Origin of the sequence: Pedobacter sp. P26 (assembly GCF_050632135.1) — a bacterium.
Taxonomy (GTDB): domain Bacteria; phylum Bacteroidota; class Bacteroidia; order Sphingobacteriales; family Sphingobacteriaceae; genus Pedobacter.
The window spans coordinates 4,797,581-4,812,172 of the sequence record NZ_CP192574.1; the positions used below are offsets into that span (position 1 = coordinate 4,797,581).

The 14,592-nt window shown below is 40.6% G+C and carries 12 protein-coding genes; 4 read left to right on the forward strand and 8 right to left on the reverse strand.

Going from position 1 to position 14,592, the window contains the following annotated elements; all coding sequences use genetic code 11:
• Positions 1 to 289: 289 nt before the first annotated feature.
• The 8 genes from ACQ86H_RS22275 to ACQ86H_RS22310 form a co-directional block, all read right to left on the reverse strand.
• Complete coding sequence (locus ACQ86H_RS22275; protein WP_431292523.1) at positions 290 to 1,264, reverse strand: 1,4-beta-xylanase; 975 nt, start codon at positions 1,262 to 1,264, stop codon at positions 290 to 292.
• A 119-nt stretch (positions 1,265 to 1,383) separates the two neighbouring features.
• Positions 1,384 to 2,421, reverse strand: a complete 1,038-nt coding sequence (locus tag ACQ86H_RS22280; RefSeq protein ID WP_431292524.1) for a glycoside hydrolase family 43 protein — start codon at positions 2,419 to 2,421, stop codon at positions 1,384 to 1,386.
• Positions 2,422 to 2,539: 118 nt separating this feature from the next.
• Complete coding sequence (locus ACQ86H_RS22285; RefSeq protein WP_431292525.1) at positions 2,540 to 3,505, reverse strand: glycoside hydrolase family 43 protein; 966 nt, start codon at positions 3,503 to 3,505, stop codon at positions 2,540 to 2,542.
• Positions 3,506 to 3,750: 245 nt separating this feature from the next.
• Positions 3,751 to 4,452, reverse strand: a complete 702-nt coding sequence (locus tag ACQ86H_RS22290; RefSeq protein WP_431292526.1) for a DUF3823 domain-containing protein — start codon at positions 4,450 to 4,452, stop codon at positions 3,751 to 3,753.
• Positions 4,453 to 4,464: 12 nt separating this feature from the next.
• Complete coding sequence (locus ACQ86H_RS22295; RefSeq protein ID WP_138820456.1) at positions 4,465 to 6,369, reverse strand: RagB/SusD family nutrient uptake outer membrane protein; 1,905 nt, start codon at positions 6,367 to 6,369, stop codon at positions 4,465 to 4,467.
• Between the two features lie 19 nt (positions 6,370 to 6,388).
• A complete protein-coding gene (locus ACQ86H_RS22300; RefSeq protein WP_431292527.1) occupies positions 6,389 to 6,991 on the reverse strand; it encodes a hypothetical protein in 603 nt (200 codons plus the stop codon).
• Between the two features lie 74 nt (positions 6,992 to 7,065).
• The gene (locus ACQ86H_RS22305; RefSeq protein WP_431295445.1) at positions 7,066 to 9,159 is read right to left on the reverse strand and encodes a SusC/RagA family TonB-linked outer membrane protein; all 2,094 of its coding nucleotides are present in this window, start codon (positions 9,157 to 9,159) and stop codon (positions 7,066 to 7,068) included.
• Positions 9,093 to 9,590 (reverse strand): carboxypeptidase-like regulatory domain-containing protein, encoded by a 498-nt coding sequence (locus ACQ86H_RS22310; RefSeq protein WP_431292528.1) that lies wholly within the window; start codon positions 9,588 to 9,590, stop codon positions 9,093 to 9,095. Before ACQ86H_RS22310 ends, ACQ86H_RS22305 begins: the two co-directional genes overlap by 67 nt.
• A 585-nt stretch (positions 9,591 to 10,175) precedes the next feature.
• On the opposite strand from ACQ86H_RS22310, the gene ACQ86H_RS22315 reads away from it, so the two are divergent.
• The 4 genes from ACQ86H_RS22315 (at position 10,176) to ACQ86H_RS22330 (ending at position 14,592) form a co-directional block, all read left to right on the forward strand.
• The gene (locus ACQ86H_RS22315; RefSeq protein WP_431292529.1) at positions 10,176 to 11,012 is read left to right on the forward strand and encodes a hypothetical protein; all 837 of its coding nucleotides are present in this window, start codon (positions 10,176 to 10,178) and stop codon (positions 11,010 to 11,012) included.
• Complete coding sequence (locus ACQ86H_RS22320) at positions 10,991 to 11,692, forward strand: TlpA family protein disulfide reductase (RefSeq protein ID WP_431292530.1); 702 nt, start codon at positions 10,991 to 10,993, stop codon at positions 11,690 to 11,692. The genes ACQ86H_RS22315 and ACQ86H_RS22320 overlap by 22 nt, the downstream gene beginning before the upstream one ends.
• Before the next feature lie 99 nt (positions 11,693 to 11,791).
• Positions 11,792 to 12,289 carry a ligand-binding sensor domain-containing protein gene (locus tag ACQ86H_RS22325; RefSeq protein ID WP_431292531.1) on the forward strand — a complete coding sequence of 166 codons (498 nt, stop codon included), beginning with the start codon at positions 11,792 to 11,794 and terminating at the stop codon, positions 12,287 to 12,289.
• Positions 12,290 to 12,453: 164 nt separating this feature from the next.
• Positions 12,454 to 14,592: a ligand-binding sensor domain-containing protein gene (locus ACQ86H_RS22330; protein ID WP_431295446.1), complete on the forward strand. Its 2,139-nt coding sequence runs from the start codon at positions 12,454 to 12,456 to the stop codon at positions 14,590 to 14,592.

Consider the following 14,592-nt stretch of genomic DNA (forward strand, 5'->3'; position numbering starts at 1 on the left):
AATTTGAGCAGAGAATAGTTTCCTGAGGGTTTACTTGTTTCGTAAAAATCAATATAAATCACATTTTTTGAATTGATAGGCTGCGAGGAGTTGTCATTCCCAACCCGATTGGGAATCTTAATGCAATAAGCTTTAAGATTCCCGCCTACGCGAGAATGACGAACCCTTTAGTGAAACCTGTCAATGGCAGCCTGTAGAAGGACTTTTTTTCAACTAAGGGTCTTCGACTCCGCTCAGACTGATAATAATTTTTATAAAGTTCTTCTTCTGATCACCCTACTGATAATATTTATTTGTTATTGAGTTTTTTGATCAGGTTAACTTCGTCCTGGCGGTAAGGCGTACCATCAGGCTGAAAAATTTCGTGGAACCATTCGATCGGCTCAGATCCATCGGCAAGTGGAGTATCCCAGGCATATTTGGTATTGGTTTTACCTGCGGCAAAACCCCAGTTGATAGCGCCAACATTCTCGTTTTTAAGCATTGGGAGAATATTGGAAAAACGGCTGTTGCGTGATCGCGCCATATATTCGGTGCAGATCAATGGTCTGCCATTGGCCTTTAGGAGGTCGATGGTACGTTGGTGCCACTCTGGTGACTCATAATTATGGTAGGTTACGATATCCGAATTAGCAAGTTGTATGGCGTTCAGTTTTTCAAATCCCCAGCTCCACAACCCAATAGAAATAGGCTGATCGGGATTAACTGCGCGTGCCCAGCTGATGGTTTTGTTTAACAAAGGAATAGTTGCTTCCAACTTTCCACTGTTTCCGGGTTCGTTATATAAATCCCAAAGTAAAATTCTTTTGTCGTGTGCAAAATGGCTAAGCACATCTTTTACATATTTTTCCAGCTCGGGGAAGTTAGCTTCTTCTTTAAAAGCCGGATCGCCGGGATCCTGTAACCAGCCCGAATTGTGGATACCTGTTTTTGGTTCAGGTTGTTTGCCAATGGCCGAAGTTTTGTTCCAGCAATCATCAAAGAACACAAATATTGGCTTAATGCCATGTTTTTGGGTAATGATTAAAAACTGATCTATGCGTTTTTTGAAACCTGTCGGATCCTGGCTCCAGGCTTTACTGTATAAAAACACACGAAGCGTATTAAAGCCGATACCTTCTGCCCAGCCCAGCTCTTTGTCGATCAGATCGGGAGAAAAAGTATCTGCCTGCCACATCTCCAACTGGTTGATGGCATTAGATGGAATGTAATTTGCACCAGTTAGCCATTTATGCTCGCTATACCAGGCATTGGCTTTCTCCACCGACCATACTTTTGCAGGTTCGGCGCTTTTTTTGTTTTTTGGGCAAAGCCCGTGCTGATGCTTAGGCTCATTACAGCAAGGACAACATAGTTTTTTAGGTTCATATCGGTTATATCTGATTAGTTATTATGGTGGTTTGATGGTGAGGTTAAACTTTCGCCCGGTTTTACCGGAGTTCCAAAATTTGGTGTACCATCAGCATTCCAGGTAAATTTTTGTGCCCTTGGAGAACGGAAGCCACCACAGCCCTGCCCTGGTTTATCGTTTGCATGGTAAAGGATCCAGTCTTCTTTCCCGTCAGGAGATTTAAAAAACGAATTGTGCCCCGGAGCGTAAACGCCATCTTTTGGTGATTGTTGAAAAACGGGCTGATTGGCTTTCGTCCAGGATTTTGGGTCGAGCAGATTGCTTTTTCCTGAAGCTGACAGCATGCCCAGTGCATAAAAATCAGTCCAGCAGCCGCTGGCTGAATAGACGATAAAAATTTTACTGTCATGTACCAGAAACTGTGGCCCCTCGTTTACATCAACGTGGGCACCACCGCCCAGGTCGCCTATTTTTTCCCAGTCAAATTTTGGGGTAGAAATTTTTACGCGGTTCCCATCAACCGTCCATGGATTTTTAAGTTTGGCGATAAAAATTTCCTGCTTACCGTTCTGGTCTCCTTCCCATCCGGACCAGATCATGTATAACTGGCCTTTAAAATCGATTACATCGCCATCTATGGCCCATTTATTGGTAGGATCGGCAATCTTGCCTTTAAATACCCACTCCCCCTTCATCGGATCGATGGAAGCGTTTTCCAATACGTACATGCGGTGGTTTTCATTTTTGCCATCATCTGCAGCAAAATAAGCATACCATTTTCCCCTCAAAAACATCACTTCAGGTGCCCATATTTCTTTACTGTACACCGTGCCGGCAGGTGCTTTCCAGATGGTTTTCCGCTCGGCATTTTTAAGGCCATCAAGGGTTTTGGTTTTCCAAAGGTCTACGCGGTTACCAGTGGTATGGGTATAATAGTAATAACCATCTTTATAATAGCTATAAGGATCGGCACCGGATGGCAACAGGGGATTGGTAAATGTTTGTGCATTTAACCCTTCCATTACCAACAGGCACAGTACGAACAGTAATTTTATTTTCAATTTATTCATTTTTAACGCTTTACACCTGCTGTTTTTTTTCAGACTACTGTATTTTCTCAATCTTTAAAAAAAGTGATTTCTTTTCTGAAACCCGCATTCTTTTGTTTCAATATTTCTACAAAAGCAATCAATTTACGCCCTGCATTAAAAAGCGAAAACTTTTAGGGTCGACCTGCATCTGTTCAGTACCATTTTTATCTTTCGCAAAAGCAGCCTTTATAGTAGCTGTAGCCCTCGGCGATACTTTTTGATTGTTATGATGAGTGTGAAATACATACTGCATAGCCCCATTTTTATCGGTAAAAAAATCGCCATGACCAGTACCGTTTATTTTTAATAATTTTTTACTGATGATCGGGTTACCTGCATATTTTATCCAAGGCCCTTTGGGCGAGCTTGAAGTGGCATAACCTACAGCATAATCGGGATTTCTAAAATCGTTTGCTGAATAAAAAAGGTAATAAAGCTGATCTTTTTTGAGTACCGTTGGACCTTCAGTTACCGGCCAATCGGTTTTTGGGGTATTTTCCCAAAATTCGGTTCCTGATAAACATTCTTTTGCGGTGTTTGGGATGACATCCGAAAAATCTGCCTTCAGTTCGGATACATAAATCCGGTTACCATTTGCCAGTTTTACATGATAAAGATAATTTTTCCCATCAGCATCGGTAAATACAAAGGGATCGATCTGTTTTCCCGTGCCAGAAATGGCTTTTAACGTTTCCTGTTTAAATGGACCTAAAGGACTTTTGCTCCAGGCAATAGCAATCTGTTCATCGGCGGTGTAGGCCATATAATAAGTATTTCCTCTTTTAAATACCTGTGGCGCCCAAAAATCTTTGCTCCCAAATGCATCGCCCTTTTTTAAAGCAAATCCATTATTTTCTGCCTTTTTACTCCAGGTTTTAAGGTCTTTTGAAAAATAAACCAAAAAACCCTGATCACTACTGGTACCATATAGATAATAATTGCCTTTATCAACAAAAATGGTCGGATCGGCTAGATAAAGGGTATCATTTAGCGGTTTTGCAAGTATTTCTTTGCTAATGGAACAGAGTGAGAAGCATAAAAAAAGGGCGTAAATATATTTCATTTAATATGATCTGCTAAGGGTAAGATACTGATTATTAAGACATATATGATATTCAAAAAGTATTATATCCAATTTTAGGATAGAATAGTATTTCGATAGTTCGTCATTCCCAACCTGATTGGGAATGACGACCGACCTCTCAAATAGGTCACGTTGAGCCCGTCGAAATGCCTCGCCTATAAAGGAAGGTCCTTCGCCAGGCTCAGGATGACAATTCTACATTTACAATACGCTTACTCTTTTAACTAAAAACCTATTTTACTTACAGGTGTAAAAATCAAATCGTCAACACCGGCAATTTTAACACCTATCCTGGCAAAAACATAATTTTGAGTGGGTGTAATGCCTGGGATCGTAACACTCATGTTCAGGTTATTGAGGTCGGCAATGGCTGCACCACTGATCTGCTGGGTAACGATATTATTGCTGCCATCAACAAATTGTGTTTTATTAATATACAACGATACGTTTTCTATATCCTTCCCATCGGCATTGGTAATGATTTTTTCAAGTTTGCAAAAAGCATTTATTTTGCCTGCTGCAGCGGTAATTGTGGCTCCGCGGATCATGTAGTAAGGCATTACCTCGATATCCATGATTTTACTGCCGTTAATGTTTACCGCAATGGTGTCCTGTCTACCAGCAGCGTTCTTTTTCCATAAAAATGGCCCCTGATTCGGCGAAAAAACCAATTTATAATCTCCATTGAATAATTTGGCAGAATAGGTTCCATCCTGGCTAACATTAACGTTCAGTGCAGAATAGTTACCAAAACCCGACTGCCAGAGTTCGAAATTAACCTGACCGTACTGGACACTGATGGGTTCTCCTTTATAAACAATCCGTCCGGTAAAATCGGCTTCAGGTGCATCGTAGTTGTCTTTTTTACATGAAGCAAAAAGGACGGCAATAATTGCCCCTATCACGAAATAAAATCTAATTTTCATATTTATATCTGCTTATTGGTTAGGGTTTCTTACAATTTTAGGGTTTCCGTTAAGTACATCCTGCCCGATTGAAGAGTAGTAATTTCCGATACGGAAACGGTGTGCAGCAGTTACACGGCTTGGTTTAATCACCTTAAAAACATATTTCAAATGGTTTGCATTGCCTGGATTATAATATTTGTACGGCCACAAACCAAATACTTGCGTACTGGTGCGTGTTGCGCTGCCAATATTGTTTGCATTAATGAAATCGGCTGCTGACATATTATTGCCGTTCCAAACTTTATCAGCCAGTCTCCAGCGTTTCATATCCCAAAGTTCATGTCCTTCAAAAGCTAATTCTACTTTACGCTCGTGTACAATACGGTCGAAAGTGATCTGCGCCGGGGTTAAAGCAACAGTTAATCCTGCACGGTCTCTCACTTGTTTAATGTAGTTAGCTGCTGTAGTGGGATCGCCCAGTTCAAAAGCTGCTTCGGCTGCATTTAGCAATACCTCGGCATAACGGTAGCGGATCCACCAAACATCACTCCGGGTACCGATCTGGCCTGAACCTGTTGCCGGATCTAAATATTTGCGTACATAAAAACCTGATTGTGCACTGAATTCGAGTCCATCTACAGGACCATCGGCACCAACCACCTGTACCGAACCTGCATTGCCCGGAAGTACATTTGTTTTGGTCTGTCCAAAATTATCACCTGTTACGATAGAGCCATCGGCTAATTGATAGCCAGCCCAGATATCAACGGTTTTACCTTTAAACTGCGTTCCCGGAAGAATCACGGTTCCAGCCAAACGTGCATCACGACCTACAAAAATATCAGTAATACCACTGTAATAAACTGGGTTACCACTTCCATCAACCGAAGCCAGCGATGCATAAGTGTTATCCAGTTTTTCGAAAGACTGCACCAGGTTTAAAGATGGGTTTAACCGCCCGCCCTGCGCTTCCTCTGCAGAAGAACGTGGCTGGTTATCGATGGTAAAACCATGAGCTTTATTGGTTTTCAATTTAAAATCTTTTGCAAAAATCACTTCCGGATTACTGCCTTTATCAGTAAAAAGCGCGGCGAAATTTTCAGATAAATTAGGGTTCTTTTTGTAAAGCGAATATTTGCCGCCATCGATAATCTCTTTTGCGGCAGCTAAGGATTTGGTAAAATAAGCATTGGCCAGACCCGATGATATACCCACTTCTCCACCTGGCAGGCTTAACTGTGAGTTGCTGTATTTGGCGATTGAACCCGCATATAATGCTGCTCTCGATTCCATGGCTAGTGCCGCAGCTTTTGTAGCCCTGCTCTGTACAGTCGGATTATCGGGCAGTATGGTTTTTACAGCTTCAAGTTCTGAAATTACAAAATCATAAATTTCGGTTTCTTTTGCCCTTGGAAACTGAAGGTAACTTGGATCGCCGCTGTAATTATAATCTAAAACGGTTGTGATTAACGGTACACCGCCCATTCTTTTTACCATTTCGAAATATACCCCCGCCCTGATAAAGCGCGCTTCAGCCAGGAAACGATCGCGGTCTTCTGCTTTCAAAGCGGTAGATTCCTGCCCACGTTTAATAAACATATTCAAGTCGCGGACATAACCATAAACACCCATATCCCAGTATCTCCAGGCATCATAACCATACTCTAAATTCTGGTGGCGAAAATAGTCACCACTAGCAGAGGCAAAACCTTCGTCAAAATCTGTAAAAGCCCACCACCCCTCGATGGTCTGGTAATCCGGGTAACGATCGTAAAGATCGCCAACAACGGTTAGTACCAAATTAGGATCTTTCCATACCGCATCAATGGGCAAGGTACTGGTTGGTTGTTTATCTAAAAATTCTGAATCTTTTTTACAAGACTGCGCAAAACTCAAAAAGGCAATGGCAGCAAATGCATATATAATTTTTTTCATCTGATTAGTCTTTTTCATGTTACAGCGTTAGTTTAAGACCGATATTAAAGAACTTGTTCTGTGGATATTGTAGGCCGTTATCGTCTGCAATTTCCGGATCCACGCCATAATCGCTCAGGTTATCGATAGAAAAGAGGTTATATCCGTTTACATATACCCTGGCATTCTGGATCTTGATTTTCTCAGCCCATCTTTTGGGTATGGTATAACCAATCTCAAGCGTACGGGCACGCAGATACCTTACATTGTGTAGCCAAAAAGTGGAGTTTTTATTATAATTGCTGTGTCCGCCATCATTGAAGCGTAATGCAGGGTATTTCCCAGGGATCCATGCGCTGTTCAGGTCGTATGGGTTAGTACGGTGCCAGCTGTCATCAGCAAAACTCTGCAACAAAGCACCTGTATTCTGAAATGCCCAGCGCTGTTCCCAGTTCTGGTTCCAGGAGTACATCGCACCGCCAGAAAAATCGGCTGTAAAATCAAAGCTTTTGTAAGAACCACCAATGGTAAAACCCAAGCCGATGTTTGGCTGTCCTGTTGTGGTATATCCGATCGGTCTTTGATCCAGGTCGTTGATCACACCGTCACCGTTTTGATCCTTATAAATTAAATCGCCCGGCAATAAAGAGCGGTTTCCCTGCCCATCGATGTTTACTTTGTAGTTATTGATCTCGTCAATATTCTGGAACTGTCCGGTTACCTCATAGCCCCAAAAATATCTGTATAACGCTGGTTATAGCTATTTCTGTAATTGTCCCACGAGTTGCCGTAACGCGGTTTATACTGATCTAAAAACTTTCTTCGGCTAATGGAAATGTTTCCTCCTACATTGTAGTTGAATTCTCCGATCTTATCCCTGTAATTTAAGGCGAATTCGGCTCCGAACTGAGCGTCACTTTCCAGGTTTTCTGCTGCCAGTGGGTATCCCAGTTCAATTGGCACCACCACATCATTTTTAACCTGCTTTAAACCAGTACGTTTTCTGTAGAAATAATCTGCAGTTCCGCTAAGTTTACTGTTAAACAATGAAAAATCTAAACCGATATCTGTTATTTTGCTTTTCAGCCAGCTCAGGTTATTGATGATCGGTCCTTTATCCCTTGAAGTGGTAATATTCTTCCCATCCAGAATCACAGTGCCTTGGTTATAACGGTACCCCGGGATGTAAGCGAAAGGGTCAATACCCAGATCATCATCTCCAAGTACACCGTAGGAAGCACGGAGTTTCAAATCATTTAAGACCGTGCTTTCACCTAAAAGCGATTTCATAAATTTCTCCTGAGTAATTCTCCAACCAATGGATGCAGAAGGGAAATAACCTACACGCCTATCTGGTGCAAACTTCCATGAGGCATCTCTACGGCCAGAAAGTTCCAGGTAATATTTGTTATCATAGTTATAATTTATCCTTGCAACGTAACCAATACGGGCTTCTTCTTCCTGGATATCGGCGAAATCCTGTCCATCCATATCTGCAAACTGCAAAACAGGCAGAATATTGGTCTGTGGTACGGCATGCTGGAAAGTATAGGTTCTAAAACGGTCTAAACGCTCTGCTACCAAGACACCACCAACGGTATGTTTACCAAAAGTGCGGTTGTAGTTGGCCTGTAACTGGTAGGTATTGGTGTAAATCTTTTCGTTTCTACGTTCCCTGTATGGGTTAGAACTTCCTACTTTTTCTTCGTAAACACCGGTTTCAGGATGATAAGTATACACGTTGTAGGTATACTCATGACCGTTGATTACATTATCGGCGATGTAATAAGAGTATAAACCTTTTATCTCCAAACCTTTAATAGGCGTATCATAACTTGCTGATAAATTGGTCTGTAAAACCCTCCAGTCAGATTTCCAGTAACCGGTTAAGGCCTTGCTCTGTACGGCAAACTGTTCAGTATTGTGTCCGATATCGTTCGGATAATTTGGATTGCCATTGGCATAAGCCTGTTCAGTCGGCCTGTTTCTCAAAAGTGCAAAACGGGCAGCCCAGTAATCATCTCCGCCCGGTACCCCTGGCTGATCGCGGCTTTCGATACGGCCGTTGATCAACATCCCAACTTTAAAACGGTCGGTTATTTTAGCTTCAATATTGCTCTGAATATTGGTCCTGTTGAAATCGAACTCACGTGCCGTTCCATACACCCCTTTCTGATCCAGGTGCGTACCCGAAAAGTAATAATTTACCTTGTCGCTACCACCGGAAGCACTTAAATTAATTGAAGATTGTGGCGCATTGGGCGCGATGATGATATCTCTCCAGTTCTGGCTCTGATAGCCATATTCTGTTCCTGCTTTCCATTTTTCAAGTTCTGCCGGAGTAATATCTGTTTTGCCATTCTGGTTTAGTTCTGCAGTAGCTTTTCCTAACATCCATTGGTAAGCATCAGTCGTTTCAGGGAAACGTACCCAGTTCTGCCATCCGGTATAAGCATCAACACTAAAAGTATTACGCGTACTGTTTTTACCTCTTTTGGTCGTTACCAAAACTACCCCATTAGCGGCCCTGCTACCATAAATAGCGGCCGAAGCGTCTTTAAGTACGCTAATCGTTTCAATATCATTGGGCGAAATATTATTAAACTGCCCTGCATCCTGCTGGATACCATCAATTACGTACAATGGATTACCCATGTTACGGATCTGGATGTTGGCACTCGATCCCGGTCTACCGTCAGGCATCCTGAACGAAACGCCGGGCAGTTTGCCAGCAAGGCCCGTACTTACAGTTGAACCGCCATGTACTTTTTCGAGGTCTTTGCTGCTGATGGAGGAAATGGCACCGGTAATGGCTTCTTTTTCTGTGTGTTGTAACCCACTACCACCACTTCGCTAAGATCGTTGTTGGAAGGTTTAAGTTTAACATTAACCTGAAAACGTCCTGCCAGGGCGACTTCCTGATTAACATAACCTACATAAATAAAAATCAGGGTTGCATTTTTATCGGCCACCTGGATTTTAAATTTTCCGTCAGCATCAGTGGTTGCCCCCGTGCTGGTTCCCTTGATTTTAATGCTGGCACCTACAACTGTTTCGCCCTTTTCATCGGTCACAGTACCCGTAACAGTAGCTTGTTCCTGTGCAATAAGCTGAAATGAAAATAAGAGTAAGGTAATTGAGGTTAAAATAGCAGAACGGATTTTGCTTTTCAAAAACAGCTTTTGACGCAAGTACCAATCCGGGCTTAAAAAGCCGTAACAGGAAAATAAACTTCTTTTCATATTTGGTTAGTGATTTGGTTATAACTAGAAGTAAATGGTTTTAGTTCGATTTAATTCTTTTCAAAGATTCGGTTTTTAGCATTAGAGCGGGATACGTATTTGTATCAAAATTTCTCCATTTTGTCTCGATTTGTGTGGAGGGATTACAGAAATATAATTAACCACAGATGAGAAGGATACACACAGATAATTTACTTAGGGTAACGTTTTGCAATAAGTTAACCACGGATAAAAAAGATGCACATAGGTTTTACGTTTTATCAGGTTTAGTTAACAGAGGTTTATAAAGCTGTGGGTTTTGCGTTAGGGATTGTAAGGGTTCAGTACCGATCCTTCATCGGTACCGGAGAGAAGCGCAGCCCTGAAAAAGCCCGACCTTTGCGCAGCTTAGGTAACGCCCATATCAGTTTGCAGTTGACAGTTGGCGTTGGCAGTTTCAGGTCTATAAAACTGAGTTTCGATCTTTAAGGCTTTCACAAATAAAAATCGAAAGGTTTCGTTAAGAAACATTATACAAAATAATTTATTTCATTGTTCGTGAACAGTTTTTATATAGATTTGAATAATCTATATAACACCTCTTAGATGAAAAAGTCTTTATTTACATCCTTGTTGATATTGTGGACAATTATTGGCTTTGCACAAAAAACCAGCATTACTGTAAGCATTGCAAATTCGAAAGCAGAAGAATTTTCGTTGCTGGATACCAAGCAAATTTTTCAAGCCGAATTCCCCGAACCCAAGGAGATGGTGGTAAACTTGAATAAGAAAAAATTAGCCAGTTTAAACCTTGAGCTAAAAAGAGCAGGTTTTTTCGGTCTCCGGTGTATGGGCAGGACCGACAGGGAATATTTATTTTATAACTTATATATTGAACCTGGAAACCAGTTAAACATAAAAATAGATTTTAAGCGGCCAGATTTCGGAATCACCGTTATTGGAAAAGGTGCCGAAAATAACCAACCATCAATTGCACTAATCAAAAAAACATTTAGTGTTCAAGAGTTTTATGGCGATACTACGCCTACTCGGGTAATTAGCGCCATCAAAAAAGAAGAAATTAGACTGCAGCAAAATTTCGATAATTATGTTAAAAAGTATAAGCCGACCAAAAAATTTATTGCAGACTGGCGATTAAACCAAAGGTATTTCGCAGCGGAAACCTATTTTTCATTTAAAGAGAATAATAAATTCAAAATTCAGGGTAGCCATAGCAGTACCATGTTAAGCTGGGAAAAAATCCAGGATAGTCTCATCAATGAAAAATCAATCAATAATGAACTGGCTGTTTATACCCCGAATTACCTGAGCCTGATCCAAGAATTTTTATTGCGCAAAAAAGAAAAACTATGGATGATGGCGTCCGATGAACCTGAAAACTTTTTCGCGAATGGTACAATATGGATCAGAAAGAGGGTATGATTGCCTATTCTGATGATGCCACTAACCTTCTTGAGGAAAAAATAATCAATAAATACTTTTCAGGACAATCGGCAGAAATACTCTACATTACATTGTTTAATGACGCAATCGATGAATCCTATTATAAAAATGTCCCACAGATTTTCGACCGTTTTAAATCCCACTTCCCAAAAAGCAAATATATTAACTGGATTAAACCTTATGTTGAGGCTTATTTGATAAGAGAACAGAAGCCTTTGAATGACAAAATGATCATTGAGAAAAACAATGGATCAGACCTGAATACCTTCGAAGAGGTTTTAGCCATCCATAAAGGCAAAACAATGTTACTGGATATGTGGGGAACCTGGTGCGGCCCATGCAGATCTGAACTCGAAACCAACGGACAGGCCATAAAATACCATTTTAAAGATAAAGGTGTTGATTACCTGTACATTGCCAACCATGATCAAAATAATGAAAGTGACTGGAAAAAACTTATCCCTTATTTTAATATGGAGGGCTTTCATATCCTTGCAAATCTAAAATTAACGAAAGATATTATGCAAAAAGTGAAGGGCAATGGTTTCCCAACTTATGTAATCATTAAAAAGGATGGAACCTATGAGCTATCAAAAGCAGGTTACCCCATGAACAGAGAAATCCTGATTAAACAACTGGAAGAAGCATTAGCGCATTAGACCGATCTGTCTCCATCTTTCTACGTATCGGCTCAAATTCAATTTAGCCTGAAAGCAAAGCATTTCTTTAATATATTTGAAGCTACTGACCAATATATCTTGAAAAAACTCATCATCCTTGTATGTCTGTTACTTTCGGCCAGCCTGCTTTTGGCCCAGCCTTACTATTTCAGGCATTACCAGGTAGAAAACGGGCTTTCTAATAATACGGCCTTTTGCAGTGTGCAAGATGGAAATGGCTTTATGTGGTTTGGCACTAAAGATGGGCTGAACCGGTTTGATGGTTATTCTTTTAAAACCTATCGCCACGATACCGAAAAAGCTGGCAGTTTGGGCAACGATCTGATTTCTGCACTTCACCATGATCACGAACAAACACTTTGGGTTGGTACAAATAACGGTGTGTATCAATACAATCCAAAAAAGAAAGCTTCGCCATTATTGCAGCAACTAAAGGGATGCGGATTACAGATCTGGCAAGCGATCTGCGTGGAAATTTATGGATTTTATCTTCATTTAAGATATATTTATATCAAAAGCGTACCAGGAAAATACAGGTTTTTGGCCATAATGCACGGTTCGATGCCTCACTGGTAACCATTTTAAAAGATGGCAGTGTATGGATCAGTACCGGAAAGGGAACATTAGAAAAATACAATCCCAAAACGAATAGTTTTCAGCAGTTTAATATTAATGGAAAAAATGCCAAAACCGAATATGGCTGGGTATCCAGAATTGCAGAAACTGAAGATGGAAATTTATTGGTCGGCACGACCAATCAGGGTGTTAAACTTTTCAACCCTGTTACCTTAACATCAAAAAATATACTCAAATTAAACGACGACCAAACGCCAATTTTTGTTCGGGACATTAAAAAAACAGGCCCGCATGAGTTTTGGATTGCTACAGAATCGGGCATTTACATCTATAATGATAAAAGTGGAGCAATTATCCACCTTAAAAAACAATATAATAACGATTATTCTTTAAGCGATAATGCCGTTTATAGCATTTGCCTCGATCGCGAAGGAGGGGTTTGGACCGGCACCTACTTTGGAGGAGTAAATTACTATTCGAGCCATACTTCGCTGTTCACTAAATACTTTCCGCAAAAAGGTACAAATTCCATCAGCGGAAGCGATGTTAGGGAAATTACAAAGGATCAGGATGGTAATTTATGGATTGGTACTGAAGATGCCGGACTGAACAAACTCGACGTAAAAACAGGGGTGTTTAAACACTTTTTACCCGACGGAAAACCCGGAAGCATTGCCTATTCCAATATCCACGGTTTATTGGTTGACGGAGACAAGCTCTGGATTGGCACTTTTGAACATGGATTGGATGTTTTAGACCTGAAAACAGAAAAGGTGATTAAACATTACCAGGCAGGTGTTGGAAATGCCTTACGTACCAATTTTATTGTTACTTTTTGTAAAACGCGGTCGGGTGAAATTTTAGTTGGAACCATTAATGGGATTTATCTTTATAACCGCAAAAGAGATGATTTCGACCCTATTGCCGGCCTTCCTTTTATTTTTTACGATTCGGTTATGGAAGACAGTAAAGGTAATATCTGGGCAGGCAGTTTTAACGACGGTATATTTAAGTTTAACTTATCCAGACCGGGACATGTGAACTATCGAAATAGCCCAGGGGATGCAAAAAGTTTAAGCCATAACAGCATAAACAGTATTTTTGAAGATAGCAAACAGTACATTTGGGTAACTACTGATGGTGGTGGACTTTGCAGGTTTGATCAAAAAACACATCAATTTAAGCGTTATGGAATAAAAAATGGTTTCCCCAGCAATTACCTGTTCCGTATCGAAGAAGATGCGGGGAATAAGTTCTGGATCAGCAGCACCAGGGGGCTTATCCATTTTGACCCCTCTACAGGTTTAAACAAAACCTATACTAAAGCCAACGGATTGCTTACTGATCAGTTTAACTACAGTTCTGCCTATCAGGATAAAGATGGCCGAACCTATTTTGGGAGTGTAAAAGGGTTGATAAGCTTTAATCCGGCCAATTTAAAGGCAACAAACTATGAGCCCGCGGTATTTTTAACCGGGTTTCAGATCAACAGCCTGGAAATAGGTTTAAATGGGAAAGATTCTGTTGCTAATACATCGATTGTTTTTGCCGATACCATCGAACTTAACCATAACCAATCATCTTTTAGTATCGATTTTGCTGCATTAAGTTATTTATCTCCTGAAATGACGGAGTATGCCTACAAAATGACAGGGCTTTATAAAAACTGGGAGTATTTAAAAACCAACAGGAAGGTTTATTTTACCAAACTTGCCCCGGGCAATTACATTTTTGAAGTGAAAGCTTTGGTTGAAGGAAGCAGCATCTGGAGCACCAAAAATGTTAAACTTCTGATCAAAATAAGTCCTCCTTTTTACCTCAGCCCCCTGGCATATCTGCTTTATTTGATCGCTATAAGCGGAATAATTTTCTCCCTGGTGCGAAGGTACCATCGAAAAATTGCATTAAAGAACAGCAGGCGGATGGAAGTTTTTGAACATGAAAAACAAAAAGAAGTTTATCAGGCGAAGATCGAATTTTTCACCAACGTCGCCCATGAGATCAGGACACCGCTCACCTTGATTATCGGACCGATGGAAAAACTGATTAAACAGGCCGATGCCGTACCCGCAATAGAAAAGAATTTACGCATTATGGGTCGAAATACGGATAGGTTGCTCAAATTAACCAACCAATTATTGGATTTCAGAAAAACCGAAACCAGCGAATTTTCATTAAACTTTGTAAAAGCCGATATTTCTGAAATCTTAAAAGATATATTTTTGCAGTTCCAACCTGCCGCAGAACAGCAGGATATTAGCTACAATCTTCATTTACCTGAAAAAAATCCATGCCTATATTGA